Annotated in this window: 26 protein-coding genes and 1 tRNA gene; 13 read left to right on the forward strand and 14 right to left on the reverse strand. The window is 64.2% G+C overall.

Features of this window, described 5'->3' with window-relative positions; genetic code table 11:
• Positions 1–8: 8 nt before the first annotated feature.
• Positions 9–779: an anti-sigma factor family protein gene (locus H3H39_RS14670; RefSeq protein WP_182154146.1), complete on the reverse strand. Its 771-nt coding sequence runs from the start codon at positions 777–779 to the stop codon at positions 9–11.
• Between the two features lie 271 nt (positions 780–1,050).
• Here H3H39_RS14670 and H3H39_RS14675 point away from each other — a divergent pair, with 271 nt between their 5' ends.
• Positions 1,051–1,335, forward strand: coding sequence for an HU family DNA-binding protein (locus H3H39_RS14675; protein ID WP_182154442.1), 285 nt, complete (start codon positions 1,051–1,053; stop codon positions 1,333–1,335).
• A gap of 83 nt (positions 1,336–1,418) precedes the next feature.
• On the opposite strand, the gene H3H39_RS14680 is transcribed toward H3H39_RS14675, so the two are convergent.
• Positions 1,419–2,867, reverse strand: coding sequence for a wax ester/triacylglycerol synthase family O-acyltransferase (locus H3H39_RS14680; protein ID WP_229218058.1), 1,449 nt, complete (start codon positions 2,865–2,867; stop codon positions 1,419–1,421).
• Between the two features lie 147 nt (positions 2,868–3,014).
• Here H3H39_RS14680 and H3H39_RS14685 point away from each other — a divergent pair, with 147 nt between their 5' ends.
• Positions 3,015–3,269, forward strand: a complete 255-nt coding sequence (locus H3H39_RS14685; RefSeq protein ID WP_182154147.1) for an acyl-CoA-binding protein — start codon at positions 3,015–3,017, stop codon at positions 3,267–3,269.
• A gap of 57 nt (positions 3,270–3,326) precedes the next feature.
• Here H3H39_RS14685 and H3H39_RS14690 read toward each other — a convergent pair whose 3' ends face one another.
• Positions 3,327–3,611, reverse strand: a complete 285-nt coding sequence (locus H3H39_RS14690) for a polyhydroxyalkanoic acid system family protein (RefSeq protein ID WP_182154148.1) — start codon at positions 3,609–3,611, stop codon at positions 3,327–3,329.
• Between the two features lie 68 nt (positions 3,612–3,679).
• Complete coding sequence (locus H3H39_RS14695) at positions 3,680–4,897, reverse strand: citrate transporter (RefSeq protein WP_182154149.1); 1,218 nt, start codon at positions 4,895–4,897, stop codon at positions 3,680–3,682.
• A gap of 509 nt (positions 4,898–5,406) precedes the next feature.
• On the opposite strand from H3H39_RS14695, the gene fdxA reads away from it, so the two are divergent.
• The 3 genes from fdxA (at position 5,407) to H3H39_RS14710 (ending at position 8,464) form a co-directional block, all read left to right on the forward strand.
• Positions 5,407–5,730: a ferredoxin FdxA gene (gene fdxA, locus H3H39_RS14700; RefSeq protein ID WP_182154150.1), complete on the forward strand. Its 324-nt coding sequence runs from the start codon at positions 5,407–5,409 to the stop codon at positions 5,728–5,730.
• 153 nt (positions 5,731–5,883) lie between these two features.
• Positions 5,884–6,951, forward strand: coding sequence for an NAD(P)/FAD-dependent oxidoreductase (locus H3H39_RS14705; protein ID WP_182154151.1), 1,068 nt, complete (start codon positions 5,884–5,886; stop codon positions 6,949–6,951).
• 277 nt (positions 6,952–7,228) lie between these two features.
• Positions 7,229–8,464: a polyhydroxyalkanoate depolymerase gene (locus tag H3H39_RS14710; protein WP_182154152.1), complete on the forward strand. Its 1,236-nt coding sequence runs from the start codon at positions 7,229–7,231 to the stop codon at positions 8,462–8,464.
• 50 nt (positions 8,465–8,514) lie between these two features.
• On the opposite strand, the gene H3H39_RS14715 is transcribed toward H3H39_RS14710, so the two are convergent.
• Entirely contained in the window at positions 8,515–9,339 is an 825-nt protein-coding gene (locus H3H39_RS14715; RefSeq protein WP_229218059.1) for a substrate-binding periplasmic protein, read from the reverse strand.
• 197 nt (positions 9,340–9,536) lie between these two features.
• On the opposite strand from H3H39_RS14715, the gene rsxB reads away from it, so the two are divergent.
• Entirely contained in the window at positions 9,537–10,262 is a 726-nt protein-coding gene (gene rsxB / locus H3H39_RS14720) for an electron transport complex subunit RsxB (protein WP_182154153.1), read from the forward strand.
• Entirely contained in the window at positions 10,259–10,906 is a 648-nt protein-coding gene (gene nth, locus H3H39_RS14725; protein WP_182154154.1) for an endonuclease III, read from the forward strand. Before rsxB ends, nth begins: the two co-directional genes overlap by 4 nt.
• A 76-nt stretch (positions 10,907–10,982) precedes the next feature.
• Here the strand turns inward: nth and proB are convergent, their stop codons facing one another.
• The 4 genes from proB to rplU all read right to left on the reverse strand — a co-directional run bounded on the left by proB (position 10,983) and on the right by rplU (position 14,232).
• Positions 10,983–12,101, reverse strand: coding sequence for a glutamate 5-kinase (proB, locus tag H3H39_RS14730; protein WP_182154155.1), 1,119 nt, complete (start codon positions 12,099–12,101; stop codon positions 10,983–10,985).
• 304 nt (positions 12,102–12,405) lie between these two features.
• Entirely contained in the window at positions 12,406–13,515 is a 1,110-nt protein-coding gene (gene obgE, locus H3H39_RS14735) for a GTPase ObgE (RefSeq protein WP_182154156.1), read from the reverse strand.
• A gap of 104 nt (positions 13,516–13,619) precedes the next feature.
• Entirely contained in the window at positions 13,620–13,877 is a 258-nt protein-coding gene (rpmA, locus tag H3H39_RS14740; RefSeq protein WP_182154157.1) for a 50S ribosomal protein L27, read from the reverse strand.
• A 43-nt stretch (positions 13,878–13,920) separates the two neighbouring features.
• Positions 13,921–14,232 carry a 50S ribosomal protein L21 gene (gene rplU, locus H3H39_RS14745; RefSeq protein ID WP_056149930.1) on the reverse strand — a complete coding sequence of 104 codons (312 nt, stop codon included), beginning with the start codon at positions 14,230–14,232 and terminating at the stop codon, positions 13,921–13,923.
• Positions 14,233–14,506: 274 nt separating this feature from the next.
• On the opposite strand from rplU, the gene ispB reads away from it, so the two are divergent.
• Positions 14,507–15,496: an octaprenyl diphosphate synthase gene (gene ispB / locus H3H39_RS14750; RefSeq protein WP_182154158.1), complete on the forward strand. Its 990-nt coding sequence runs from the start codon at positions 14,507–14,509 to the stop codon at positions 15,494–15,496.
• 87 nt (positions 15,497–15,583) lie between these two features.
• Here ispB and arsC read toward each other — a convergent pair whose 3' ends face one another.
• Positions 15,584–15,931, reverse strand: coding sequence for an arsenate reductase (glutaredoxin) (arsC, locus tag H3H39_RS14755; RefSeq protein ID WP_182154159.1), 348 nt, complete (start codon positions 15,929–15,931; stop codon positions 15,584–15,586).
• A gap of 196 nt (positions 15,932–16,127) precedes the next feature.
• Between arsC and H3H39_RS14760 the strand changes: the two genes are divergently transcribed.
• Positions 16,128–16,204: transfer RNA gene (locus tag H3H39_RS14760), tRNA-Pro, on the forward strand.
• Between the two features lie 75 nt (positions 16,205–16,279).
• On the opposite strand, the gene H3H39_RS14765 is transcribed toward H3H39_RS14760, so the two are convergent.
• From H3H39_RS14765 to H3H39_RS14775, 3 genes are all read right to left on the reverse strand, one after another.
• Positions 16,280–16,765: a GNAT family N-acetyltransferase gene (locus H3H39_RS14765; protein WP_182154160.1), complete on the reverse strand. Its 486-nt coding sequence runs from the start codon at positions 16,763–16,765 to the stop codon at positions 16,280–16,282.
• Between the two features lie 188 nt (positions 16,766–16,953).
• Complete coding sequence (locus tag H3H39_RS28370) at positions 16,954–18,447, reverse strand: GGDEF domain-containing protein (protein ID WP_182154161.1); 1,494 nt, start codon at positions 18,445–18,447, stop codon at positions 16,954–16,956.
• A 116-nt stretch (positions 18,448–18,563) separates the two neighbouring features.
• Positions 18,564–19,190 carry a YbhB/YbcL family Raf kinase inhibitor-like protein gene (locus H3H39_RS14775; protein WP_182154162.1) on the reverse strand — a complete coding sequence of 209 codons (627 nt, stop codon included), beginning with the start codon at positions 19,188–19,190 and terminating at the stop codon, positions 18,564–18,566.
• Positions 19,191–19,422: 232 nt separating this feature from the next.
• Here H3H39_RS14775 and H3H39_RS14780 point away from each other — a divergent pair, with 232 nt between their 5' ends.
• From H3H39_RS14780 to H3H39_RS14795, 4 genes are all read left to right on the forward strand, one after another.
• Positions 19,423–19,803: a hypothetical protein gene (locus H3H39_RS14780; protein WP_182154163.1), complete on the forward strand. Its 381-nt coding sequence runs from the start codon at positions 19,423–19,425 to the stop codon at positions 19,801–19,803.
• 73 nt (positions 19,804–19,876) lie between these two features.
• A complete protein-coding gene (locus tag H3H39_RS14785) occupies positions 19,877–21,193 on the forward strand; it encodes a TolC family protein (protein WP_182154164.1) in 1,317 nt (438 codons plus the stop codon).
• On the forward strand, positions 21,190–22,590 hold the full coding sequence (locus H3H39_RS14790; protein WP_182154165.1) for an efflux RND transporter periplasmic adaptor subunit: 1,401 nt from the start codon (positions 21,190–21,192) through the stop codon (positions 22,588–22,590). The genes H3H39_RS14785 and H3H39_RS14790 overlap by 4 nt, the downstream gene beginning before the upstream one ends.
• Positions 22,587–25,727 (forward strand): efflux RND transporter permease subunit, encoded by a 3,141-nt coding sequence (locus tag H3H39_RS14795; protein WP_182154166.1) that lies wholly within the window; start codon positions 22,587–22,589, stop codon positions 25,725–25,727. The genes H3H39_RS14790 and H3H39_RS14795 overlap by 4 nt, the downstream gene beginning before the upstream one ends.
• Positions 25,728–25,919: 192 nt before the next feature.
• Here the strand turns inward: H3H39_RS14795 and H3H39_RS14800 are convergent, their stop codons facing one another.
• Entirely contained in the window at positions 25,920–26,405 is a 486-nt protein-coding gene (locus H3H39_RS14800; RefSeq protein ID WP_229218060.1) for a cache domain-containing protein, read from the reverse strand.
• Positions 26,406–26,584 lie beyond the last annotated feature (179 nt).

The following is a 26,584-nucleotide window of genomic DNA, read 5'->3' on the forward strand; positions in this document are numbered from 1 at the left end:
CCGCGCGCTCAGCGCTGCCAGCCCCGCCGCAACGCTTCCAGTTCCGCCCTCGGCTCCAGCATCTCACCGACGATGCGCTGGTCTATCGCTTCCAGCAAGGCCGTCGGCAAGTCCACCCCGGCGCGCTTGTATGCGCCCATTTGCGGCATCGGTTTGCCGACCTGCACCAGCACCGGGATACGCCATTCTTCGCTGGCGCGGCAGGCCAGCCCCGCCAACTCCTGGCCGGTGCCGGCCAAGGTGAAGGTGCGGCAGTAGCCGCCCTCGCGCGACAGGAAACTCAGACCGATCCGCACTTCGCTCGACGCGGTGGCGGCGCCCCCCATCTGCAAACTGAGCGAGGACGCCAGCGCGCCCTGCGCGGCCAGCACGCCGTCGTGATGGGCCACCACCGTGACCGGGGCCGGAGGGCCGAACCATGACGGTTGCCAGCGCACCAGGACGAAGCGGCCCACCACCATCCCCGACAACAGCATCAGCGCCAGCATGCTCCATTCCAGCCAGCCCCAGGGGCGCCGGCGCCCGCGCCGGGCAGCGCTGTGGTTGGCGGCCCGGCTGGCCCGCACCGCGTCCAGCTGCACCACGTTGGCGCCGCGCCGCGCCCGCGCACCCTCGCGCGGGGCCTGGGCCGCGTACTGGCCGTCGCGCAGCGCGCGGTAGTGGGCCACGCGGCGCGCCACGCCATCGTCCAGCCGCATGGCTTCCTCGACGGCGCGACGGGTCGTCTCGTCCAGCTCGCCGTCCGCATACGCAATCAGGGTTTCGTCCGAAAAACTCATGATGGTGTCCTCGCTGGTACAGATCATAACCCTTTGCGGGGCTGCGCGGGCGCGCCGCTGGCGCCGCGGTTGCGGCTTTTTTGCATGCCGCGCGGGCCACTGTCAGACAAGGCGAATCGTGGTGCGGCGCCACAAAAAGCCCGCCAACACTGGCCTTTTTTTAACGCGCGACGTGACATGGCAGCTACTGTATGGTCTGCTTCAACGAGAAATCATTACATTTGACAATATTTATGCTAATCTGCGCGCTCTATTAACCAAGGAGGTAGTAATGAAAAAAGGCGAATTGATTGCAGAATTTGCGAAACGCACCGAGATGTCCGCTGCTGCCGCCAACGGTGCGGTGAACACGCTGATCGCCATCATCACCGAGCGCCTGAAAAAGGGCGACACGGTAGGCATCACCGGCTTTGGCACCTTCGCCGTTGCCAAGCGCGCTGCCCGTAAAGGCCGCAATCCTGCCACCGGCGAAGCGATCAAGATCGCCGCGTCGAAGACCCCGAAATTCTCCGCTGGCGCGACGCTGAAAGCCGCTGTCAATCCGAAGAAGAAGTAATACTCGCGACATCGTGAACTAGTGCCTGTCCAGGCACCGGAACCGGCGGCCCGGGGCGCAAGCCCAGGCCGCCGTTCTGTTTTTCAGAACTCGTCCATCAGCGCCAGCAGCACCAGTTTCTCGAACTCAGGCGCGAAGCGGCGAATGATATTCTCCGGATCGCGCGCCAGCGCGTCGTCCGTCACGATGCCGAACTGCACCCCGCCGTTGTAGCTGAGAATGGACACCCCGATGCCGATATCGCCCGATTGCGGCACCCAGAACATGACCTGATCGAGCTGGCTGCCGGCCAGGTACAGCGGCGTGCGCGGCCCCGGCACATTGCTCATCACGGCGGTGGCCTTGCGGGCGAAATAATTCTGAATCTCGTTCTGCACCTGCTTGGGCGTGGCGCCCAGCACGCCCAGCACGGACATGGCCACCAGCGCCGTGTAGCCGCCCTTGAGTTCATCCATGCGGCGCCGCACTTCGCGCAGGCGCGCCACCGGGTCCTCAATGCCCACCGGCAGCACCAGCGGCACCAGGCCGAACGCGTTGCCCAGCTTTTCATGGCCATCGGCCTTGCGCAGGTTGACCGGCACCATCACCCGCACGTCACAGGCCGGGTCCACCGTGTCGCCGCAAGCGCGCAGGTAGCTGCGCAGGGCGCCGGCCACGCTGGCCATCAGCACGTCGTTGATCGAGCAGCCATAGGCCTTGCTGATGGCTTTGACTTCGGACAGCGGCAGCGGCTCGCTCCAGGCCACGTGCTTGCGGCCATTGGGCTTGCCTTTCAGGCGCGTGGCGCTGTCGGAGTCCATGGTGGTGAGCTTGACGGCGTCCAGCGCCAGCTTGGTGGCGGTCTGGCCCAGGTGGCTGATGCGGCCCACCATCTGCGGCATGTCGGTCCACAGCCGGATCGACTTGAGCCACACGGCCGACGAGATGTCGATGGCCTTGACGGTGGTGGCCGTGATCGGCAGCAGTATCTGCTCCCACGGATTTTCCTCGGCCGCCTCGACAGCCACCTCGGACGGCGCATGCGGCTGGCTGTCGGGATGGGCGCCGAACATGGACATGAACACGCCCACCAGCGCCACGCCATCGGCGATGCAGTGGTGGATGCGGATGATCAACGCCTGGCGCACCTTGCCATCCTCGCCCACGCAATTGTCGACCAGGTGCATCTGCCACAGCGGCAGCACCGGGTCCAGCGGCTGCTGCGACAAGCGGCCCACCAACCCCTGCAGCGCCGGCTTGTTGCAGCCGCCATCCCTGGCGTCGTGCAGGCGCAGGTTCACCACATGGTCGTCCAGGTTCACGTCCTGCTCCTGCCACCAGGCGCCCGTCAGGTCCGACACCACCCGGCTGCGGAAGCGGCTGTAGGCGAGGAAACGGGTGGTGAGCGCCTCCTTGAGGCCGTCGAGCGCGATGGGCTGGCTCATCATCGCGACGCCCACAATCATCATCTGATTGCCATCCGAATCCATCCTCAGCCACGCCGTATCCACGGTCGACATCTTTTTACGGCCAAACAAGGCTTTGGACAACATTCGAGCATCTCCTCTAAGGTTTGCGGACAGTTTGTTTGTATTATGTCGCTGAACAGGATGTCAATGCGCTAAGTATTTATAGTGACATTGCTCTAACAACAATATGTGCAACGATTTATGCAACATTCTTAGTCCACAGGAGCCGTTATGAGTTTACAAGAGCAATTCGCCCAAGCGCAGGCCGATTCCAAGAATCTGCCCGAGCGTCCAGACAATATGACCCTGCTGAAGATCTACGCCCTGTTCAAGCAGGCCAGCGCGGGTGATGTGGAAGGTGCGCGTCCTGGCTTCACCGACATGGTGGGCCGCGCCAAGTATGATGCCTGGGCTGCGCTCAAGGGCAACAGCCAGGATGAAGCGATGCAGCAATACATCGATCTGATCGAAGAACTGAAGGGCTGATCAGGCCCCACCGGGGAGCGGGCCGCGCCCTCTCCCCTGCCCTGCCGCGGCGGCCATTCAGGCCTTGCCGCCAAATACCTTCTGCATGTTTTCCGCCACCTTGTGCTCGATCTTGTGAGAGAACGCGCTCAGCAAGAATCCCAGCTTGATCTGCATCTGCGCCTGATGCTTGTGCAGCGTGAGCGAACCGGACACGCCGCTGCGCTCGAAATGCAGCACGTCGCCCTGCCAGTTGCATTCGATATCGAATTCCTCGGCCATCTGCTCGGCCACTTTCTCTGCCGCTTCGCGGGCTTTCTTGTGTGACAGGTGGTGCTCCTGCACGATGTTGATGTCCGCCATCTGGCCTTCCTCACTTGTTGAACCAGCCGCCATGATGCCAGTTGGGGCGGCGCGGCGCTAGTGCCGGGCTAGTGCGGCTGCCAGCCCAGCACGGCCAGCAGCGCCGCGAAACCGACCACGTAGGCCAGCGCCACATGCCAGCCGTGGCGCAGCCACAGCAACACGGAACGGGATTCCGGATACTGGCCGCTGAGCGCCACCCCGGCCGAGGAACCGAACCAGATCATGGAGCCGCCAAAGCCCACGGCGTAGGCCAGGAAGCCCCAGTCGAAACCGCCCTGGCGCAGCGCCAGCGCCGTCAGCGGGATATTGTCGAACACGGCCGACACGAAACCGAGCGCCAGCGCGCTCTGCCAGGATGCGGCCGGCAGCGCCTGCACCGGCATCAGGGAGGCGGTCCACACCAGCGCCAGCAGGAAGGCGGCGCCGCGCAAGGCGCCCGGCAACTCCTGCCAGTCGGGCCGGCGCCACAGGGCGCTGGCGGCCAGCGTCAGCCACACGGCCGCGCCCAGGAAAGGAAACACGCCGATCCAGTCCGGGAAGCGCACGCTGAGCAGCACATTGACCAGCACCGCCGCCACCAGCACGCCGGCCACGATGGCCACCCGCGCGCCGTCGATACGCACCCCGGCCGGCGCATCCTTGACGATGGGACTGTAAGCCTGCTGCTGGCGCGCGGCCGGCAGCGCGCACACCAGCAGCGCCACCCCGGCCGCCACGTAGGCGTGCAGCACCTGCGACGGCGCCACGCCGGCCAGCCACATCATGGTGGTAGTGGTGTCGCCCACCACGCTGCCCGAGCCGCCCGCGTTGGAGGCGGCCACGATGGCGGCCAGGTAGCCCATGTGCACCTTACCCCGGAACACGCTGTGGGCCACGGTGCCGCCGATGATGGCGGCGGCGATATTGTCGAGGAAGCTGGAGATGAAGAACACCAGACACAGCAACACGAACGGCCCCTTCCAGTCGTTGGGCAGGTAGTCGGGCAGCAAGTCGGGAATGCGGCTGTGTTCGAAATGCTTGGCCAGCAAGGCGAAGCCGAGCAGCAGCGCCAGCAGGTTGGTCAGCCCCACCCACTCGTGGCCGGCATGGGCCACGAGACCGGCCACGCCCGCCCCTTCACCGAACGGCGCCCACCACACCTTGTAGGCGGTGATCGCCAGCGCCCCGCCCAGCGCCGTGCGCAGGGTGCTGATGGGGGCGAAGGCGACCATGGCCAGCACCACGGCGAACAACAGGAATTCCAGCGGGATGCCGGCCAGGGCGGGTGCGGCGAAATGGGGCATGCGGTCTCCGGGTAGGTGCGCCGGTTGCACCGGCTGTCGAGTTTGCTTGCGATTCTAGCGCACCGGTACCGGCGCCGGCCAACGCTCGAACATTTGCCTCCACGCAAACCCCAGCACGGCCGGCGCCACAGCGTATCGTTGTGCGAGGATGGGCGGCCGGCCAACCGGCGCTGGCAGCAATTGCTGAACCAGATCCGGGCCGCCACCTGAGTTCTTTTCATGCCAGCTGTTCGGGCCAATCTTGACTAGCGTCATCGCCCCGTGCGCCGGGGCATGCTACTGTCGCTCTCCGGTAGAAAAAGCACCTGTTTGCACGCCGCCCGCCCCCGCGCCGGCGGTGCGTGCGCGCGCGCGGGCTAGCACGCGCGGCGCATTTGCTTATAGGGATTGTATCTAAGCGCGATTTGTGAGATGTAGCAAATTACCTTAAAATACAGTGCTTTGCTGAAGTTGGCACGGCCGATATGACGCCGCTGACGAACCAGCGCACCAACATTGATAGGACTGTTATGACTCACGTTGTCACCGAATCTTGCATCAGCTGTCGTTACACCGATTGCGTCGATGTTTGCCCGGTAGATTGTTTCCGCGAAGGCCCGAATTTCCTGGCGATCGATCCGGACGAATGCATCGACTGCGCCGTGTGCGTGGCCGAATGCCCCGTCAACGCCATTTTCGCTGAGGAAGATGTGCCGTCCGACCAGCAGCAATTCATCAAGATCAACGTCGATCTGGCGCGCAACTGGCCTTCGATCACCAAGACCAAGGCGGCCCTGCCGGAAGCTGAAGAGTTCAAGGACGTCAAAGAGAAGCTGCACCTGCTGGTACGCTAACAGCGTCCCGTTTCGACCCGGCGCGCGTCCGGCACAGCCGGCTGGCAGGCAGCAACAGGCAGTGTTCAGGCGTGTTCGCCGCGTGCGCGCGGCGTGCCCCGTTGTTGCCCGAACATTTGACCTGAATGTTTACGCAACAACAGGGAAAATCGTATGCAAAGCGTCACCCCCACTCCAGCTGGCGTCATCGAAGCCGATGCCGTCATCATCGGCGCCGGCCCCGTCGGCCTGTTCCAGGTCTTCGAACTGGGCCTGTTGGAAATCAAGGCCCACGTCATCGATTCGCTCCACGCGGTCGGCGGCCAGTGCGTGGAACTGTACCCGGACAAACCCATCTACGATATTCCCGCCGTGCCTTCGTGCACCGGCCAGGAGCTGACGGACAACCTGCTCAAGCAGATCGCCCCGTTTGAGCCCACCTTCCACCTGGGCCAGGAAGTAACCGTGGTGGAGCGGCGCGAAGATGGCCGTTTCAACGTTGAAACCAGCAGCGGCACCCGTTTCCTCACCAAGACCATCTTCATCGCGGCCGGCGTCGGCTCGTTCCAGGCCCGCACGCTGAAAGTGGACGGCATCGAACAGTTCGAAAACAGCCAGCTGTTCTACCGCGTGAAAGACCCGGCCCTGTTCGAAGGCAAGAACCTGGTCATCTGCGGCGGCGGCGATTCCGCGCTGGACTGGGCCCTGAATTTCGTCGGCAAAGCTGAATCCGTGGTGCTGCTGCACCGCCGGGAAGACTTCCGCGCCGCGCCCGCCTCGGTGGCCAAGATGAAGGCCCTGTGCGAGCAATACGAAATGCAGCTGATCATCGGCCAGGCCACCGGCTTCGACAGCCGCGACGGCAAGCTGACCGACCTGAAAGTGACGGGCGCCGACGGCGTCACGCGCCGCGTGCCGCTCGACATGCTGCTGGTATTCTTCGGCCTGTCGCCCAAGCTGGGTCCGATCGCCGACTGGGGCCTGGACATCGAACGGCGCCAGTTGAAGGTACAAAGCACGGAAAAATTCGAAACCAACGTGCCCGGCATCTTCGCCGTGGGCGACATCAACACCTATCCGGGCAAGAAAAAACTGATCCTGTCGGGCTTTCACGAAGCGGCGCTGGCCGCTTTTGGTGCAGCGCCATACATCTTCCCGGACAAGAAAATCCACATGCAATATACGACCACCTCGCCCAAGCTGCACAAGGTGCTGGGCGTGGAAACACCCGTATTCGATTAAAAATTCCGGCGCCGGCCTGGCCATTCGTCCTACAGAAAAGCAGCGGAAACGCTGCTTTTTTTTATTCTGGCTGCGTTATGATGACCCACAGAGCCAAAAAATCGCACATTCCCTTTTGGAAACAGCAGTATCATCATGCAAGGTACCCACGAAGCGAGGCTACAGGCCTTTCTTACGGGAATCTCGAAATGCTTTAAGACACGAACAAATATCCTATAATTGGTCTATGATGTAATAGTGTTGGTGCGCTGCACCATCCTCACTGCCAGGAATATTTATGCTCTACCAACTGCACGAAATGCAACGTTCGTTCCTGACGCCCCTGATGCACTGGGCTGACGCGTCGTCCAAACTGTTCACCAATCCCGTCTCGCCGCTGGCGCACACGCCATTTTCGCAGCGGATCGCGGCCGGCTATGAGTTGATGTACCGCCTGGGCAAGGATTATGAAAAGCCGGCGTTCGAGATCGACAGCACCGAAATCAACGGCGAACAGGTGGGCATCATCGAACAAGTGGTGGAAACCAAGCCGTTCTGCCGCCTGATCCACTTCCGCAAGGACTTGAGCGAAAAGGCGCAACGCGCCCTCAAGCAACCGAAAGTATTGCTGGTGGCGCCGCTGTCGGGCCACCATTCTACGCTGCTGCGCGACACCGTGCGCGGCCTGCTGGTGGAACACGACGTCTACATCACGGACTGGACGGACGCGCGCATGGTGCCCGTCTCGGCCGGCCCGTTCCACCTGGACGACTACATTTTCTACGTGCAGGAATTCATCCGCCTGCTGGCGCCAGACCTGAACGTGATTTCCGTCTGCCAGCCGACGGTGCCGGTGCTGGCCGCCATCTCGCTGATGGCGTCGGCCAACGATCCCAAGCTGCCCAAGACCATGACCATGATGGGCGGCCCGATCGACCCGCGCAAATCGCCGACCCAGGTCAACAACCTGGCCACGGAAAAGAAGTTCTCGTGGTTCGAAAACACGGTGATCTACTCCGTGCCGCCCAACTATCCGGGCTTCGGCCGCAAGGTCTATCCCGGCTTCCTGCAGCACGCCGGCTTCATCGCCATGAACCCGGGCCGCCATGCCCAGAGCCACCGCGAGTTCTACATGCACCTGGTAGAAGGCGACGACGAGCCGGCCGACAGCCATCGCAAGTTCTACGACGAATACAACGCCGTGCTGGACATGCCGGCCGAATACTACCTGGACACCATCAAGACCGTGTTCCAGGACTTCAGCCTGCCGAAAGGCACGTGGAAGGTGGGCGGCAAGCTGGTGCGTCCGCAGGACATCAAGACGGTGGCCCTGTTCACGGTCGAGGGCGAGCTGGACGACATTTCCGGCGCCGGCCAGACCCAGGCCGCGCACGCGCTGTGCAGCGGCATCCCGGCCGACATGCAGCAGGACTTCGTGGCGCCGCAGGCGGGCCATTACGGCATCTTCTCGGGGCGCCGCTGGCGCGAAGTGATCTGTCCGAAAATTGGCGAGTTCATCCGCAAGCACGGCTGATACCACTCCCCACCATGCCCCGGCCAGCCGGGGCTTTTTTTTGGCCGCGTTCAGTTGGCCACAGGCCGCGCATGTCCGGTGTCCGCCCTGCGGAGGGTGCCACCGCCATCGAGGTGGGCGCGCTTCCAGTATTCCCGCTCCAGCCGTTCCAGGTCCAGTTCACGGGCCGCACCGTTGAACGCCTTCTGTTGCTCCAGGCCTTGCGGCGTGTGCTTGAAGCACACCGTCACGGGCCGCTCCTTGAACAGGTTGTCGGCGATGCCCACGCGCTCGCGCTCGCCCGGGCCGAACTGCGGCGTGTGCAGCAGGTAATCGAGCACATGGCGCTCGATCACGATCACGGAATAGCGCCCGATCAGCAGCTTGCGTAAATTGGTCTCGTCATTGACGCTCTCGTCCGGCGACACATCGCCGCGCGCGCGGGCCGCGTCGAACTGTTCGCCATAGGCGTACCCGGCCACCGTGCCCAGCCGCACACCGCGCAAGCCGGCCAGCGTGTCGGGCCGCACCGGCGCCGCTTTCAGGAAGGCCAGCACCGTCTGCGTGCTGCCGATGGAGGACGAGAAGTGGCACAGCTTTTCCCGCTCCGGCGTGCGCCACACGGGCAGCAGGCCGGCGTAGCGGGGGTTGTGCAAGCCAAACTCCATGGCCCGCTTCCAGGGAAAATATTCGATTTCCGAGCGCATGCCCAGCCGCTGGTAGACGGCTGCCACCAGCGCCCCGGACAAGCCGTCGCCCGGCAGCGCGGCCGTGACGAAAGGTGGCCACTCATCGGCCGAAAAGCGCACCACCGGTAATGGCGCCGCCCCCAGCCACATGGGCCACCCCGCGCAAGCCAGCCACGCCACCACAATGCCCGACTTCAACCGCCCCATCCATTGCTCCATCGTTAGTCCGGCGGTCACTGCGCCGCCGGTATGATCGGTCACTATCGTCCCACAAAAGGCGGTCGCGCACGGTTGTTATTTAGCAACTTTCGCCACATCGCCCTGCCGTGTCATGGGGCCGGATTTTTTTCGGCCCGATGGGCGCGGATATTGGATAATGACGTTTTACCGTCTACAAGTTCACCGTGTCGTCCACCAACACCCCCACCCTCGCCGACCGTATCGAAGACGTATTGCCACAGACCCAGTGCACCAAGTGCGGCTACCAGGGCTGTCGCCCATACGCGGAGGCGATCGCGGCCGGCCTGGCCGAAATCAACCAGTGCCCGCCCGGCGGCGCGGAAGGCGTGGCGCGCCTGGGCGCGCTGACGGGCCGCAAAGTCATTCCCATCAATCCCGTCAACGGCATGGAGCATCCGCGCGCCGTGGCCTACATCGACGAAGCACTGTGCATCGGCTGCACCTTGTGCATCCAGGCCTGCCCGGTGGACGCCATCGTGGGCGCGGCCAAGCTGATGCACACCATCGTGCCCGATTTGTGCACCGGCTGCGATTTGTGCGTGAACCCGTGCCCGGTCGATTGCATTGTCATGTACCCCGTGACGGAAACGACTGGTTGGGATGCCTGGAGCCAGCAGCAGGCCGACGCCGCGCGCGAACGGCATGACTTCCGCGCGCTGCGCCTGCGCCGCGACGCGGAGGAGAACGATGCACGCCTGGCCGCCAAGGCCGTGGCCAAGATGAAGGCAGTGGACGCGCTGGACCCGGCCACGGCGGCCGACGAAGCGGAGAAGGAACGCAAGCGCGCCATCATCGCGGCGGCCATGGAACGGGCACGCCTGAAAAAGGAAGCGGCGCAACAGCAGGCAACGCAGCAAGACCCAGGCGCCAAGGAAAACAAACCGGAATGAATGCAGCCAAACGCTACGAAATGTTCACGCGCTTTCGCGCGGCCAATCCCAAACCTGTCACGGAACTGGAATACAGCACCCCGTTCGAACTGCTGATCGCCGTGCTGCTGTCGGCCCAGGCCACGGACGTGGGCGTGAACAAGGCCACCCGCAAGCTGTACCCGGTGGCCAACACGCCGGCCAAGATCCTGGCGCTGGGCGAGGAAGAACTCAAGAGCTACATCCAGACCATCGGCCTGTACAAGACCAAGGCCAAGAACGTGATCGCCACCTGCAAGATATTGCTCGACCAGCACGGCGGCGAAGTGCCGCGCGACCGCGAATCGCTGGAAGCGCTGCCCGGCGTGGGCCGCAAGACGGCCAATGTGGTGATGAATACGGCCTTCGGCGAGCCGACCATGGCGGTCGACACCCACATCTTCCGGGTGGCCAACCGCACCGGACTGGCGCCGGGCAAGAATGTCGAGATCGTGGAGCAGAAGCTGCTCAAGTTCGTGCCCAAGGAGTTCCTGCACGATGCCCACCACTGGCTGATCCTGCACGGCCGCTACACCTGCAAGGCGCGCAAGCCTGAATGCTGGAACTGCATGGTGGCCGACCTGTGCGACTACCGCAGCAAGACGCCGGCGCCGGACGGCGTGTGAGCCGCCGCACTTGAACTAGCACTGCCCGCGCGCACCGCATACGCGTACCGCGCGTGCGCGGCGGACATGGCTGCGCTTACACCAGCACCAGGTTGTCGCGGTGGATCAGCTCCGGGCCTTCCACGAAGCCGAGGATGGCTTCGATCTCCGTCGATGACTTGCGCATGATGCGGCGCGCTTCCGCGCTGGTGTAGTTGGACAAGCCGCGTGCCACCGGATGGCCTTCCGGATTGACACAGGTGATGACGGCGCCGCGGCCGAATTCCCCCTTCACCGCCGTCACGCCGATCGGCAACAGCGACTTGCCTTCATCCTTCAGCTTCTGCACGGCGCCCGCGTCCAGCACCACCTGGCCCACCGTGTGCAGGTGGTCGGCCATCCATTGCTTGCGCGCCGTCAGGTGGCCCGTTTGCGCCGTCAGTTCGGTGCCGATAGCTTCACCCTGCGCCAGGCGGCTCAAGACGTCGCTGTCGCGGCCCCAGGCGATGATGGTGTGGGCGCCCGACTTGGCGGCGCGCTTGGCGGCCAGAATCTTGGTCAGCATACCGCCCCGGCCGATGCTGCTGCCGGCGCCGCCGGCCATCGCTTCCAGCGCCGGATCGCCGGCGCGGCCCTGGCGGATCAACTGCGCATTCGGGTCCCTGCGCGGATCGGCCGAGTACAGGCCATGCTGGTCGGTCAGGATGATCAGCGCGTCGGCCTCGATCAAATTGGCCACCAGCGCGCCCAGGGTGTCGTTGTCGCCGAACTTGATTTCATCCGTCACCACCGTGTCGTTCTCATTGATGATGGGGACCACGCCCAGGCGCAGCAAGGTGGTGAGGGTGGAACGCGCGTTCAAATAGCGCTCGCGGTCGGCCAGGTCGGCGTGCGTGAGCAGCACTTGCGCCGTGCCCAACTGGTGGGCGCGGAAGCTGGTTTCGTAGATTTGCGCCAGGCCCATCTGGCCCACGGCCGCGCAAGCCTGCAGTTCGTGGATGTCGGTGGGGCGCTGCTCGAAGCCCAGGCGCAGCATACCCTCGGCCACCGCGCCCGACGACACCAGTACCACTTCCTTGCCCAGCGCCCGCAAGCCGGCGATCTGCGCGGCCCAGCGCGCGATGGCGGCGTGGTCCAGGCCCCGGCCATCGTTGGTGACGAGTGAGGAACCGACCTTGATGATGACGCGGGTGGCTTTTTGTATGACGGAATTCATGGTGCGGCGGTTCTCATCTCAAAGCGCGGTCCGGCCGCGCATGACTATCAAACACCCCGGCGCGCGCGCCAGGACAAGGATTGCTGTGATATCGCCGGCGACGGGCGGGTCGCCCTGTCCTGCCGCAACCGGCGCCGCGCCCGTGGTAGCGGGGCTCGCGCCGACATGCATGACATAAACCGTGGTAACCGTTTATATCAAAGAGAAAAATGCGAATCGGCCGCGCGAGGCGGCCGATAGGGAATCACGTACTGTGATTGTAATCGAAGACGGCCTTGCCGTTCAGTACGATCCGTCCAGGATTTTAGTCCAGGATTTTGAAGCGGGGATCGTCCGGATCGATGGAGGAGATGCCGCGCGCCTCTTCCGTCATCTGGGTTTCTTCCGCGCGCTGTTCCTCGTGCTTCTTCTGCTCCAGGTGCAGGTAGATGGCGTTGACCAGTTCCTGCGTGCCTTCGTGGCTCAGGGCCGAGATCTCGAACACGGGGCCTTTCCAGGCGAAGCGCTTGAGGAAGTCCTTGACCACTTTCTTGCGCTCGTCTTCCGGCACCATGTCCAGCTTGTTGAGCACCAGCCAGCGCGGCTTGTCCACCAGCGCCTCGTCGTACTTCTTGAGCTCCTTGACCAGGGCCTTGGCTTCCTTGACGGGATCGACGTTCGCTTCGAACGGCGCCAGGTCGACGATGTGCAGCAGCAAACCGGTACGCTGCAGGTGGCGCAGGAACTGGTGGCCGAGGCCCGCGCCTTCAGCCGCGCCTTCGATCAGGCCGGGAATATCGGCGATCACGAAGCTGCGTTCGTGCGACACGCGCACCACGCCCAGGTTGGGGTGCAAGGTGGTGAACGGATAATCAGCGATCTTCGGACGGGCGTTGGACACGGCCGAGATGAAGGTGGACTTGCCCGCGTTGGGCATACCCAGCAGGCCCACGTCGGCCAGCACCTTCAGCTCCAGGCGCAGTTCGCGCCGTTCGCCTTCCTTGCCTTCGGTCTTCTGACGCGGCGCACGGTTGGTCGACGTTTTGAAGTGGATGTTGCCCCAGCCACCCTCGCCGCCCTTGGCCAGCAATTCGAGCTGACCGTGTTCGGTCAGGTCGGCCAGGATCTCGCCGCTGACGTGGTCGATGATCAGGGTACCCACTGGCAAGCGCAGCTGGATGTCGTCCGCGCCCTTGCCGTAGCAATCGGCGCCGCGGCCCGATTCGCCATCCTTGGCCTTGTGCACCTTGGAGTAACGGTAATCGACCAGGGTGTTGACGTTGCGGTCCGCCACGGCCCAGATCGAGCCGCCTTTGCCGCCGTCGCCGCCGTCCGGGCCGCCGAAGGGTCTAAATTTTTCACGGCAAAAAGAGGCGCAGCCATTCCCGCCGTCGCCGGCGATGACTTCAATTTTTGCTTCGTCGATAAACTTCATAGTATGCCGCCAAAAAACTAAAAAGGCTCTACCTTGGGCAGAGCCTTTCGATTGAAGGCTTGCGCCTTACGGGGTGGCATGCCACGAGGGCATGCCGGTACCAATTACGCTGGTACGACGGTCACGAACTGGTGCGAGTTCGGACCCTTGACAATGAACTTCACCTTGCCGGCCACCAAGGCGAACAGGGTGTGGTCTTTGCCCATGCCTACGCCTTCGCCGGCGCGCACTGGGGTGCCGCGTTGACGAATGATGATGCCGCCGGCGTTGATCGCCTGGCCGCCGTAGACTTTAACGCCCAGACGTTTTGATTCTGAATCACGGCCGTTTCGCGTTGTGCCGCCGCCTTTTTTGTGTGCCATTCTAAGACTCCTTGGATACTAGTGTGGTTCGGGCAAACAGCGATTAGCCGTTGATCGAAACGATTTGGATTTCGGTGTAATTCTGGCGATGGCCCTGATGCTTCTGGTAGTGCTTACGACGACGCATCTTGAAAATCTTCACCTTATCGTGACGACCGTGTGCCACAACAGTTACCAGTACCTTTGCACCTTCGACCAATGGAGCACCAAACTTGATGCTGTCGCCCGCGCCTACGGCGAGAACCTGATCGATGGTGATTTCGGAACCAATGTCTGCCGGTATCTGTTCTACTTTAAGTTTTTCGCCAGCGACAACTTTATACTGTTTGCCACCGGTTTTTATGACCGCGTACATGATTTGAAACCTCATCAAATGTTAAGAAAAATTCCCTCCCGGCTCGGCGTTGCAAGCATGCTGAAAACGGGGGAACCGCTGATTATACATGCGTTGGGATTTCGCGTCAAAAACTATTCACAAACTTGATGCGGCGTGGTATGTCACTCTGCGCGCGCATTCCTATCGTTATGCGAAAGACATCCAAGTTGCAGGCCCTGGCGGCCAAATGCCCCTTGCCGCAGGGCCATGTCGTATAATCGCGGCACCCTACACAGTCCATCGCAGGTTCGCCTTGTCTGACGCTACCCAACACACCACGCAAAACACCATCGCCCAAACGATCGCCGCCGACATGGACGCGGTCAACACGGTGATCCGCCAAAAGCTGCATTCCGAGGTCAGCCTCGTCAACCAGATCGCCGAGTACATCATCAGCGCCGGCGGCAAGCGCATCCGGCCGGTGCTGGTGCTGCTGGTGGCCAACGCCTATTCCTATGATGGGCGGGCGCACCATGAACTGGCGGCCGTGGTGGAATTCATCCACACCGCGACCCTGCTGCATGACGACGTGGTGGACGAATCGTCGCTGCGCCGCGGGCGCGCCACGGCCAACGCCCTGTTCGGCAACGCCGCCTCGGTGCTGGTGGGTGACTTCCTGTATTCGCGCGCCTTCCAGATGATGGTGGGCCTGAACAATATGCGCGTGATGCAGATCCTGTCGGACGCCACCAACGTGATCGCGGAAGGCGAAGTGCTGCAACTGCTGAACATGCACGACCCGGACGTGAACGAGGAACGCTACCTGCAAGTGATCCGCTCCAAGACGGCCAAGCTGTTCGAGGCGGCGGCCGAACTGGGCGCGCTCGTCTCCGGCGCCACCGACGCCCAGATCGCGGCGGCCGGCGAATACGGCCGCTCGCTGGGCACGGCCTTCCAGCTCATCGACGACGTGCTGGACTACGCGGGCGACGCCGGCGAGATCGGCAAGAACGTGGGCGACGACCTGCGCGAAGGCAAACCCACCCTGCCCCTGATCTACCTGATGGAAAACGGCACGGAAGAACAACGGGCGCTGGTGCGCAGCTGCATCGAGCAAGGCGACGAACAGCATTTCGACACCATCCTGGCGGCCATCACCACCAGCGGCGCGCTCGACTACACGCGCCAGCAAGCCGTCACGGCGGCCCAGCGCGCGGCCGACGCCATCGCCGACCTGCCCGACAACGTGTACAAGCAATCGCTGTTGCAGCTGGCCAGCTTCGCCGTCGACCGCACCCACTGAGAGGTCGTTTCAAAAAGCCCGTGGCGCCGTCGTGGCGCCTCGCCACAGTCATTTTGAAACAACCTCCTGGCGGGCGGCCCTCCGCCCTTACAGGATCTGCTGCACCAGGTCCGCTGGGCGGCACAGGCGCACGCCCTTGTCCGTGACCACGAACGGACGGTTGATCAGGATGGGATGGGCCATCATCGCATCAAGCAAAGCCTCGTCGGACAGGGTCATGTCCGACAGGCCCAGCTCATTGTACAAATCCCCCTTGTCGCGCATGGCGGCCCGCACGCTCAGGCCGGCCGCCGCGATCATCTGCTGCAGCGCCGCCCGCGTGGGCGGCGTTTTCACGTAATCGACGATCTCCGGCTCCACGCCGGTGGCGCGGATCAGTTCCAGTGTATTGCGCGAGGTGCCGCACGCCGTGTTGTGGTAGATGGTGATGCCCATGGTAGTCCTTGCTTATTCTAGGTTGGCCGAAAACGAGGCAGGCATTATCGCCGAAATGACGGCATGACGCCGGCGCGCGCTTCAGGGATAAGGCACGCCACGCCACAGCGCCAGGCGCGCCTCGCATCAATATCGATCAAAAATTACAGGTCGATAGTTGAACAAACCATAAATTTCTGGTGTAATTATTGTTAAGCGGGGTGTAGCTTAGCCTGGTAGAGCGCTACGTTCGGGACGTAGAGGCCGGAGGTTCGAATCCTCTCACCCCGACCACAGAATTCCATTAAAAACAGCGGGTTATGCGACCCGCTGTTTTTGTTTGCAGGTCAAGAAGCCAGCCGCGCCTGTTCATGGGGCCGTACGCCCGGGGTGAGCCGCGCGCGGGCGCGTCGGCGCCACCCCGATGTCAGATTTATCTTTGATCTTTCTCAGAAAAACCTTCGTGAAGCCAGGGATATACTCCGGCACTTGAGCGTAAGCCTCGTAACCATGCCTCTTGTAAAAGGGGATGGAGTTGGAGTTCATCGTGTCCAAGCGCACCTCGGAGCAGCCCATGGCGAACGCCTCGGCTTCGATCGCCGCCAACAACTGGCTTCCGTAGCTGCGGCTTCGCTCCGCAGCGATGACCCAAAGATGGCCAAGATAGAAGTAGCCTTTGACTTCCTGGCCAGCTGCCCCGCCGATGGTTTGGCCGGCAATGGTGAGCAGCACTGCCAACTTCTTCGGCTCGATGCCGCCGATAGCCTCCACGCCGAAACGATGAAGACCTTCCAGAATAGGCTGGATCGTGACTTCATCAGGGTCATGAACTACCGAAAGTCGCGCATTGCTCATCTTGGAAATCTAACCTGATTAGCCCCCTAAATGTCGTGATCTCTTCCGCCAAAAGCTTGGACTTTCGCAAGATATACGCCAATGGAGATAATATTATCAATAAGTTACGCTAATGTACCATACCCTAACGGGCGTTCTTGCGGCCGGTCAGCCGCAACGACCGTCAGCCCGTCCGCTACGCCCTTGACTCACTGCGCGCCCTGCGTATCCGCGCGGTCCTTGCTGCCGCGCTTCTGGCAATACATTTCCGCGTCGGCGCGCGCCAGGTAGTCGGACAACGTTTCCCGGCCGCGGATATCGCAGCGGATCGCGCCTATGCTGAGCGACACGGCCGCCCCCCCGGTCCTTGCTCCATTAAACTGCGCCAACTTGGCCTCTATCCGTTCGATGATCGCGCGCGGCGTCGCGTTGTCGAACGTGAACGCGGCAAATTCATCCCCGCCGACCCGCCCTACCACATCCGCATGGCGAAACGCACTGCTGAACAGCTGGGCCACCTCCCGAATCAGTGCATCGCCGGCAGCATGCCCAAACTCATCATTGATCCGCTTCAGGCCATCGACATCGGCGAAGATCACCGCACACGCCAATTCCTGCCGTCGAGCAATCAGCATGCATTGCTCGGACTTCGCCAGGAACCCGCGCCGGTTCTGCAAGCCGGTCAACTCATCCTGTGCGGCCAGCTCGCGCGCCGCCACATTTTCGGACTCGCTGGCCCGGAGCGCCGCCACGTGACGCGACTGTGTCACCGCCTGCATCCTGCTTTGCTCGTCTTCCCGGCGCAGCTGGGCCAGCAGGTTGCCGAGACGGACACCGGCGAGTTCCGCGATGCCGGGAAGCAAGTGAAGCGCAAGCTGCCGCACCGTCCTTGCAGGCGGGGTGTTCCAGCTCAGCGCGATGTAGCCACTCCTTACGCCATCCGTGTAGGGGGAGACGACCTGGCATCCTTGATCTAGCGTCAACGCCCTGCGATGCGGCGCGGACCCGCCGGCGCCCGCCAGCAAGCGTATCGGCCTGCACAATCCACTGTTCGGTTCAAGGCATGCGCTTCCATGTGCCGTATCCAGGCAGTAGCAATCGCCGGCGTCGTCACCGCTCATGAGCAGGATCGCATCGGGCCGCCACTCCGCCAGGCTCAGTCCGACGGTACGCAGCACGGATTCGACATCAGTGGCGCCCATCAGCCCCCTGGCTATGCGCAGCAGCACCAACAGCTCGCTCTTGGTAGGATGGCGCGGGCAAGCCGCCGCGCGCTTTGCCGCCGCCCGGGCGCGCCTTCCCCCTGGCTGATCCGCCTGATCAGCATCTGCCATGAACGGGACTTTATCCATTGCGACGACGTTCTGTCCCGATACGCGGGGTTGCGAAAGTTCAAGCGGCTCCCTGCTTTCCTGCAGCCGGCAACGCGCGTCGCGTACCTTCAAGCGTTTCTCCCACCAGCCGTAATCAGACAAGGTTTCCTTGGCCCGCTCCACGCAGCGTTCGTAATCGCGGGAAAGCTCGGAACATGCTGGCACGGGGGGCTCGACGCCTTGGGCCACACAGTAGCGCACCGCGTCCGCCAGTTCCCCCTCTTCCAACAGGTCGCGGCACACGGTGGAATGAATGAGTGCGAGATTCATGTTGTTCGCCCATATCTGGCCACCTGCCCCGCCATGTGCAGTCAATTCAATGGTGGGCACCACGCCTCTACGTGCGATGGTACTCTTGCTTGGTCACGCATACCGAGTGTACGCCTAAATCCCGCGCGCCGGCCTGGCGATTGCCGCCAGCCACCTGGCGGCAGGCATCGTTAACCTCAGCACAGCTTGGGATTGAGCGTAAAAGTCCCCGTCACGCTGGCCTCGGCCAGCACATGGCCGGCGATCGCAGCCCGCACGGCTTGGCCATTCATGGTCTGCCCCTTCGGTAGCGCCGCGATATCGAGCGCATACAGCGTGAACACGTAGTGGTGCAGCAGCGTGTCGTTCCAGGGCGGACATGGGCCGTCGTAGCCGAAATAGTTGCCACCCATCTGTTCGTCGCCGGCGAACCAGCCCGTGTAGTCGTTCACGCCATGGACCATGCCCTGCGGCGCGGCGGGACCGGGCTTGCCGCGCGCGGTGACGCCGTCGCTGTGGCTGCCGGCCGCGATCTCTCGGGTGGCGGCCGGAATATCGAGCAGCAGCCAGTGGAAGAAGTCCACGCGCGGCAGACTGGCCGGCACTTCGCGGCCTTCCTGGTTCACGTCGTCGCCCCGGCTGGGCACGTCCGGGTCGTGGCAGATCAGCACGAACGACTGGGTGCCGGTCGGCACGTCGCTCCAGGCCAGCTGCGGGTTGCGGTTGCCCGACAGTGCGACGTGGTTGACGGGGTCCATCACCGCGAACGCGAACTCGCCGGGGATTGCCCCGTTGTCGGTGAAGCTGGTCGTGGTCAGTTTCATGGTGTTATTCTCTTTCCCATAAATAGTGATGTTTCGTTCAAAATTATAGAAGGCGGCGACCTCCGGTGGCGCACTTTTCCGGACAAATAACGCCGCCGTTGCGGCAATAGCGCACCTGCGCGCCCCGGCGCCGCACGACCGCGTGGGCAAGCGAGCCGCTTCATGCCACGCGCAGTCAATCCGGCTCAACTTTCTTAAGCCTGAGCTCAGCATTCTTCGCTACACTATCCGCATGCGCCGCTCTTTTCCATCCCTGTTCCGGCTGATCGCCTGTCTGCTCATCATGACCATCATGAATTCGGGCATGGCGATGGCCTTGTACGTCTGCCCGCAGCAGACGGTGGAACCGATGCAGGCGCGCGCGATGGCTGGCATGCCTTGCGCCGGCATGGACATCGAAAAACCCATCCAGTGCGCCGAGTTCCAGTCCGCCGCCAAGGTGGCGCATGACCTCGCGGGCAGCGCGCCCGATCTGGCGCCCATTTCCATCGCCTTCATCATCCCCGCCCCACCTCCGTCCGTGCCGCCGCAACTGGCGCTGGCCTGGACCGATATGGTGACGCCAGCCGGCACCGACCCGCCCTACCTGCGTACGCAGCGCCTGAGAATCTGACACCTCCCCTTCCGGTTCGCGCCGCCCGGCCCCAGGCCAGGCCGGCGCTCGTCTTTCACCTGAAGGGAAATGTATGTCCACATTATTCAAACCGTATGCGGGCGCGCGCTGTCCGCGCCACGGCGGGCTGCGACTGGCGCTGCTCGCCGCGCTGTGCGCCGCCTCCACGCTCGCCTTCGGCCAGGCCGCCAATCTGACGCTGGATGAGGCGCTGCGCCTGGCCACGCAGGCGTCCGCCGCCAGCCGGGCGGCGCAAGCGTCCGTGCAAGCGAGCACGGAAGCGGCCGCCCGGGCCGGCCAACTGCCCGACCCGATGCTCAAGCTGGGTATCGACAATGTGCCGCTCAGCGGCCCCGATCAATTCAGCACCACGGCCGACTTCATGACGATGCGTAAGCTCGGCATCGAACAGCAATGGGTATCGGCCGACAAGCGCGCGGCCCGCCAACTGCGCGCCAGCCGCGCCGTGGATGCCGAACAAGGCGCCCATCTCGACACCGTGGCCAAAGTGCGCGCGGAAGCGGGCAAGGCCTGGCTCACGATGCTGTACGCGCAGCGCGGCCTGCACCTGACACAACAACTGGAACAGGAAACGGCGGCCGACCTGCGCACCGTGCGCGCCAGCCATCGCGGCGCCCAGGCGACGGCGGCCGACGTGCTGCAATCGCAACTGGAGCAGGCCCAGGCCCGCGACGACATGCGCCGCGCGGAACAGGAGCTGCGAGCCGCCCGCATCGTCCTCACGCGCTGGACCGGCGTGCGGGCCGACGCCGTGGCCGACACCCCCCCGCCACTGGACTCGCACAATACGTCATCGTCCGACGCGCAGCTGGAGCAACGCCACCCAGCCGCCATCGCGGCCCGGCGCGCGCAGGCCCTGGCCGATGCCGACGCGGCGCTCTCCGTGCGCGAGCGCAGCCCGGACTGGACGTTCGAGGCCAGCTTCAGCCAGCGCGGCAACCAGTACGCCAACATGTTCTCGTTCGGCGTAAGCATTCCGCTCACCGTCAATCGCGGCCAGCGCCAGGACCGCGAGGTGGCCGAAAAGGCCGCCATGGCCACCAAGGCCCGCCTGCAACGCGACGACGCGCTGCTCGAACTGCAGGCCCAGCACGACACCATGACACTGGAACTGGACAGCACCCGGCAGCGCATCGCCCAATTCGATGCCAACCTGCTGCCGGTGGCGCGCGAACAGGCCGAACTGGCCACGGCCGCCTACCGTGCCGGTGCCGGCCCGCTGGCGGCCGTGTTCAAGGCCCGCCGCACGCTGCTGGAAAAACAGTTGCAGCGCAACGAGCTGGAAAAACAGGCCGCGCTGGCCTGGGCCCGGCTGGAACTGGATCTCATCCCAACCGACATGGCGCAAGCCGCAGGGGACGCACAATGAACAAAATATTCAATCCTACCGTCCTGATACTGGCCCTGGCGGCGGCCGGACTGTCTTACGGCGGCTACCTGCTCGGCACACGCGCTGGCACGCACGGGATGGCGGGCGCAGTTTCGGCTTCGGTATCAGCATCGACTGCGGCATCGGCATCGGCACAGCAACAGGCGACAAAAGCCGCGTCCAAGGCGGCGCAATCCGGCGGCGACAAAATCGACCCGGCCACCGGCCGCCGCGTGCTGTACTGGCACGACCCCATGAACCCTGGCCAGCGCTTCGACAAGCCCGGCAAGAGCCCATTCATGGACATGGAACTGGTCCCCGTGTTCGCGGAGGAAAGCGCGAGCACCAGCGCCAACGCCGGCGCCGCCTCCGAGGCCGACACCGACGATGGCGCCGGCGTGCGCATCAGCCCCGCATTGCGCCAGAACCTGGGCATACGCTATGCCACCGTGCGCCACGCGGAGGTGCGCGATGCGTTGTCGCTGGTGGGCACCACCCAGTTCAACGAGAACGCGACGGCCGTGGTGCAGAGCCGCGTGACCGGTTACGTCGAACATTTGCACGCCCGCGCGCCCATGCAGGCCGTGCGCCGCGGCCAGCCCATCGCCACGCTGTTCGTGCCGGAGTGGCTGGCGCCGCAGGAGGAATACCTGGAGTTGCGCCGCAGCGGCAACGACGCGCTGGCCACCGCCGCGCGCCAGCGCATGCGCGCCCTCTCCATTCCCGACACGTTGGTGGCCGAGGCCGAGCGCAGCGGCAAGGCGCAGCGGGGCTACACGCTCACCGCGCCCGCATCGGGCATCGTCACGGAACTGGGCGTGCGTGAAGGCGCCATGGCCAGCCCCGGCATGACGATCGCCAAAATATCGGCCGTCGATAAAATCTGGCTGCTGGCGGAAGTGCCAGAATCTTTGGTGCCCAGCGTGAGCCCCGGCATGACGGTCAACGCCTCGTTCGCCGGCGCGCCGCAGCGCAGCTACACGGGCCGCGTGCGCGAACTGCTGCCCGCCGTGAACCCGGCCAGCCGCACCGTGCAAGCGCGCCTGGAACTGGACAACCGCGATGGCGCACTCGTACCCGGCATGCTGATGCAGGTGCGGCTGGAAGGCGCCAGCGGGCAGCACCGCCTGCTGGTGCCGACGGAAGCCATCATCACCTCCGGCAAGCGCGCCGTGGTACTGGTGGCCGATCAGCACAAGGGCATCCGCCCGGTTGTCGTCACGCCCGGCCGCGAGCATGGCGACGACACGGAAATCGTCAGCGGCCTGGAAGCGGGCCAGCAGGTGGTCGCCTCCGGCCAGTTCCTGATCGATTCGGAAGCGAACCTGCGCGCCATATTACCCAAATTCGTGCCCAAGGCCGAAGACAGCATGCCGGCCAAGGGAGGCATGAAATGATCGCCCGCATCATCCGACGTGCCATCGCCCACCGCATCTGGGTGCTGCTGGCGGCGGTCCTGCTGGCGGCGTGGGGGCTGGTGTCGCTGCGCCAGACGTCGCTCGACGCCCTGCCCGACCTGTCGGACACGCAGGTGATCGTGCGCGCCCAATATCCTGGCCAGGCGCCGCAACTAGTGGAGGACCAGGTGACCTATCCGCTGACGACGGCCCTGCTGTCAGTCCCCGGCGCGAAGACGGTGCGTGGCTACTCCTTCTTCGGCGACGCCTTCGTCTACGTGCTGTTCGACGACGCCACCGACCAGTACTGGGCCCGTTCGCGCGTGGCCGAGTACATCAACCAGGTGCAGAGCCGCCTGCCGGCCGGCGTGCGCGCCGAGCTGGGGCCGGACGGCACCGGCGTGGGCTGGGTCTACGAATATGCGCTGGTGGACCGTGGCGGCCATCACGACCTGGGTCAGTTGCGCGCCCTGAATGACTGGTTCCTCAAGTTCGAACTCAAGACCGTGGCCAACGTGGCGGAAGTGGCCAGCATCGGCGGCATGGTGCGCCAGTACCAGATCGTGCTGGATCCGGACCGGCTGCGCGCCTACGGCATGTCGCACGCGAAGGTGCTGGAGGCCGTCAGCAAGGCGAACCAGGAATCGGGCGGCTCCGTGGTGGAAATGGCGGAGACGGAATACATGGTGCGCTCGCACGGCTATCTGCGCTCGCTGGAAGACTTCCGCAACATCGTGCTGGACGCCGGCGAGAGCGGCACGCCGGTGCTGCTGCGCGACGTGGCCAGCGTGCGCCTGGGGCCGGAGATGCGGCGCGGGATCGCGGACCTGAACGGCGAAGGCGAAGTGGCCGGCGGTGTGGTCGTCATGCGCTCCGGGAAGAACGCGCTCGACACGATCACCGCCATCAAGGCCAAGCTGGCGACGCTCAAGGCTTCGCTGCCGGCCGGCGTGGAAGTGGTGACCACCTACGACCGCTCGACCCTGATCGCCGCTTCGGTGGCCAACCTGCGCGACAAGCTGGTGGAGGAATTCATCGTCGTCGCCATCGTGTGCGCGCTGTTCCTGTTCCACTTGCGCAGCGCCGCCGTGGCCATCGTCTCGCTGCCGCTGGGCGTGCTGGCGGCCTTCATCGTGATGCGCTACCAGGGCGTGAACGCCAACATCATGTCGCTGGGCGGGATCGCCATCGCCGTGGGCGCGGCCACCGACGCGGCGCTGGTGCTGATCGAGAACGCGCACAGGCACCTGGAGGCATGGCAGCATGCGCATCCCGGGCAAACCATCACCACGGCGCAGCGCTGGGAATTGATCACACAAGCGTCGATCGAAGTGGGGCCGGCCCTGTTCTTCTCGCTGCTGATCGTGGCGCTGTCGTTCATTCCCGTGTTCGGACTGGAGGCGCAGGAGGGCAAGCTGTTCTCGCCGCTGGCCTACACCAAGACCTACACGCTGGCGGCGGCGGCCGGCCTGGCCGTGACGCTGGTGCCGGTGCTGATGGGCTATCTGATCCGGGGCCGGATACCCAGCGAAGCGGCCAACCCCGTCAACCGGCTGTTGATCCGCATCTACCGGCCGCTGCTCGACGCCAGCCTGGCCCGCCCGCGCATCACCATCGCCGTGGCGCTGGCGGCGCTGGCGCTGACGGCCATTCCCCTGTCGCGCCTGGGCGGCGAATTCCTGCCGCCGCTGAACGAGGGCGATTTGCTGTACATGCCATCCGCCCTGCCCGGCCTGTCGGCGGCCAAGGCCGGCGAACTGCTGCAGCAGACGGACCGCCTGATCAAGACCGTGCCGGAAGTGGCCACCGTGTTCGGTAAGGCTGGCCGCGCCGATTCGGCCACCGATCCGGCGCCGATGGAGATGTTCGAAACCACCATCCAGTTCAAGCCGCGCGGCCAGTGGCGGCCCGGCATGACGCCGGCCAGGCTGGTGGAGGAACTGGACCGGGTGGTCAAGGTGCCCGGCCTGTCGAACGTGTGGGTGCCGCCCATCCGCAACCGCATCGACATGCTCTCGACCGGCATCAAGACGCCGGTGGGGATCAAGGTCACGGGGCCGGACCTGAACCGGATCGACGCCATCGCCACCGAGATCGAAGCGGCCGTCAAGCAGGTGCCGGGCGTGACGTCGGCATTGGCTGAACGGCTGCGCGGCGGGCGCTACCTCGACGTGACGGTGGACCGGGCCCGCGCCGCGCGCTACGGGCTGGCCGTGGCGGACGTGCAGTCCGTGGTGGCCACGGCCATCGGCGGCGAGAACGTGGGTGAAGTGGTGGACGGGCGCCAGCGCTTTCCCATCAACGTGCGCTATCCGCAGGACTACCGCGATTCGCCGCAGGCGCTGCGCCAGCTGCCCGTGGTCACGCCACGCGGGGCGCAGATCCTGCTGGGCGACGTGGCCACGCTGGCCATCAACGATGGTCCGCCCATGATCCGCAGCGAGAACGCGCGCCTGTCGGGCTGGGTGTATGTGGACGTGCGCGGCGTGGACCTGGCCGGCGCCGTGCGCGCCATGCAGGCGCGCGTGGCGCGCGAGGTGGCGCTGCCGGCTGGCTACGCGATCGGCTGGTCCGGCCAGTTCGAATACCTGGAGCGGGCCGAAGCGAGGCTGCGCACCGTGGTGCCGTTGACGCTGGCGGTGATCTTCCTGCTGCTGTACTTCGCGTTCCGCCGCGTGAGCGAAGCGGCGCTGCTGATGTTGACGGTGCCGTTCGCGCTGATCGGCGGTTTCTGGTTCGTGTGGGCGCTGGGCCATGCCGTGTCCGTGGCCACGGCCGTGGGCTTCATCGCGCTGGCCGGGCTGGCGGCCGAATTCGGGGTGGTGATGCTGGTCTACCTGCGCAACGCGCTCGACGCGCGGCTGGCGCAGGGACGCCCGCTCACGCGCGAGCTGATACTGGAGGCGATCCGGGAAGGGGCGGTGCAGCGGGTGCGGCCCAAGGCCATGACGGTGGCCGTGATCCTGGCGGGCCTGCTACCCATCATGTTCGGCAGCGGCGCCGGCTCGGAAGTCATGCAGCGTATCGCCGCGCCCATGGTGGGCGGCATGGTGACGGCGCCGCTGCTGTCGCTGTTCGTGATCCCGGCCGCGTGGCGGCTGCTGCAGGAATGGCAGTTGCGGCGGGCGGCCGCGTGAGCGAAAAAACTTCCGGAACTTCCAACTTCCGGGGTCAGTTCCCTTCCGGGGTCAGTTCCGGCAATCAGCCACGAACTTCCGGGGTCAGTTCCGGCAATCAGCCAAATCGTCATTTTTGGCACGATGCCGGAACTGACCCCGCCGTTGCGATGCCGGAACTGACCCCGCCGTTGCCGCCGTTGGCCCCGGCCGTTACGGTTTGTAGATGCCGGTGCCGATGCAGAAGTCGTCCACCTTGACGACGTAGCTTTGCTTGGCTTCCACCGTGTTGGTGACGGGGTTGGGCCACTTGTAACTGACCCAGCCCTTGCCTTCCTTGCTATTGCAGGTTTTGAAGATTTCGCGGATCAGGTAGACGCCGTCCGCGTCGCGCATCTCCGACAGGTCCTTGCCCACGATCTTGGGGTTCTTGCCATGCACCAGTTGACCGGCCGTCACTTGCTTGGCACTGAACATGAACAGGTACAGATCGCCCTTCTTGTTGATGTCACTGGTCGAGTTGAAGGGGCTGGCCAGCGTGTTAAATTCCGTGATCGACTTCTCGGGACCGTTCTTCTTCAAATAATCGATCGCCTTGTTCACCAGCGCCACCGCATCCTCGGTGTTGCTGCGCTCCACGGCCAGCGCCGGCAGCTGCCCGGCCATGACCAGCAGCATCCCCATGATCCACTTGCTCATCTTGCTCTCCCCATTATTGCCATTAGCGGCTATTTTCCTGAAATCATGCTAGGGGCATTCACCGGCCCCGTCAACGCGCGGCCGCCACGTCCCATCATGTCTGTTGCATACAGATACGAATAATTTTCCCTGCGGCAATATCAATTACCAAGAATTGCGAAAAAAATGCTACAGTAAAC

The organism is Rugamonas apoptosis (assembly GCF_014042355.1).
GTDB lineage: Bacteria > Pseudomonadota > Gammaproteobacteria > Burkholderiales > Burkholderiaceae_D > Rugamonas > Rugamonas apoptosis.

What these genes read in the sequence shown, in the direction of transcription:
- H3H39_RS14690 (WP_182154148.1), bottom strand. Translation starts at nt 3,611, where the DNA reads ATGGCGGACATCAACATCGTGCAGGAGCACCACCTGTCACACAAGAAA.
- H3H39_RS14775 (WP_182154162.1), bottom strand. Translation starts at nt 19,190, where the DNA reads ATGAAACTGACCACGACCAGCTTCACCGACAACGGGGCAATCCCCGGC.
- arsC (WP_182154159.1), bottom strand. Translation starts at nt 15,931, where the DNA reads ATGGGCATCACCATCTACCACAACACGGCGTGCGGCACCTCGCGCAAT.
- H3H39_RS14790 (WP_182154165.1), top strand. Translation starts at nt 21,190, where the DNA reads ATGAACAAAATATTCAATCCTACCGTCCTGATACTGGCCCTGGCGGCG.
- proB (WP_182154155.1), bottom strand. Translation starts at nt 12,101, where the DNA reads ATGAATTCCGTCATACAAAAAGCCACCCGCGTCATCATCAAGGTCGGT.
- H3H39_RS14685 (WP_182154147.1), top strand. Translation starts at nt 3,015, where the DNA reads ATGAGTTTACAAGAGCAATTCGCCCAAGCGCAGGCCGATTCCAAGAAT.
- H3H39_RS14670 (WP_182154146.1), bottom strand. Translation starts at nt 779, where the DNA reads ATGAGTTTTTCGGACGAAACCCTGATTGCGTATGCGGACGGCGAGCTG.
- H3H39_RS14780 (WP_182154163.1), top strand. Translation starts at nt 19,423, where the DNA reads ATGCGCCGCTCTTTTCCATCCCTGTTCCGGCTGATCGCCTGTCTGCTC.
- H3H39_RS14785 (WP_182154164.1), top strand. Translation starts at nt 19,877, where the DNA reads ATGTCCACATTATTCAAACCGTATGCGGGCGCGCGCTGTCCGCGCCAC.
- H3H39_RS14680 (WP_229218058.1), bottom strand. Translation starts at nt 2,867, where the DNA reads ATGTTGTCCAAAGCCTTGTTTGGCCGTAAAAAGATGTCGACCGTGGAT.
- H3H39_RS14710 (WP_182154152.1), top strand. Translation starts at nt 7,229, where the DNA reads ATGCTCTACCAACTGCACGAAATGCAACGTTCGTTCCTGACGCCCCTG.
- obgE (WP_182154156.1), bottom strand. Translation starts at nt 13,515, where the DNA reads ATGAAGTTTATCGACGAAGCAAAAATTGAAGTCATCGCCGGCGACGGC.
- H3H39_RS14705 (WP_182154151.1), top strand. Translation starts at nt 5,884, where the DNA reads ATGCAAAGCGTCACCCCCACTCCAGCTGGCGTCATCGAAGCCGATGCC.
- nth (WP_182154154.1), top strand. Translation starts at nt 10,259, where the DNA reads ATGAATGCAGCCAAACGCTACGAAATGTTCACGCGCTTTCGCGCGGCC.
- H3H39_RS14695 (WP_182154149.1), bottom strand. Translation starts at nt 4,897, where the DNA reads ATGCCCCATTTCGCCGCACCCGCCCTGGCCGGCATCCCGCTGGAATTC.
- H3H39_RS14675 (WP_182154442.1), top strand. Translation starts at nt 1,051, where the DNA reads ATGAAAAAAGGCGAATTGATTGCAGAATTTGCGAAACGCACCGAGATG.
- H3H39_RS14715 (WP_229218059.1), bottom strand. Translation starts at nt 9,339, where the DNA reads ATGGGGCGGTTGAAGTCGGGCATTGTGGTGGCGTGGCTGGCTTGCGCG.
- H3H39_RS14765 (WP_182154160.1), bottom strand. Translation starts at nt 16,765, where the DNA reads ATGAGCAATGCGCGACTTTCGGTAGTTCATGACCCTGATGAAGTCACG.
- fdxA (WP_182154150.1), top strand. Translation starts at nt 5,407, where the DNA reads ATGACTCACGTTGTCACCGAATCTTGCATCAGCTGTCGTTACACCGAT.
- rplU (WP_056149930.1), bottom strand. Translation starts at nt 14,232, where the DNA reads ATGTACGCGGTCATAAAAACCGGTGGCAAACAGTATAAAGTTGTCGCT.
- rpmA (WP_182154157.1), bottom strand. Translation starts at nt 13,877, where the DNA reads ATGGCACACAAAAAAGGCGGCGGCACAACGCGAAACGGCCGTGATTCA.
- H3H39_RS14800 (WP_229218060.1), bottom strand. Translation starts at nt 26,405, where the DNA reads ATGAGCAAGTGGATCATGGGGATGCTGCTGGTCATGGCCGGGCAGCTG.
- H3H39_RS14795 (WP_182154166.1), top strand. Translation starts at nt 22,587, where the DNA reads ATGATCGCCCGCATCATCCGACGTGCCATCGCCCACCGCATCTGGGTG.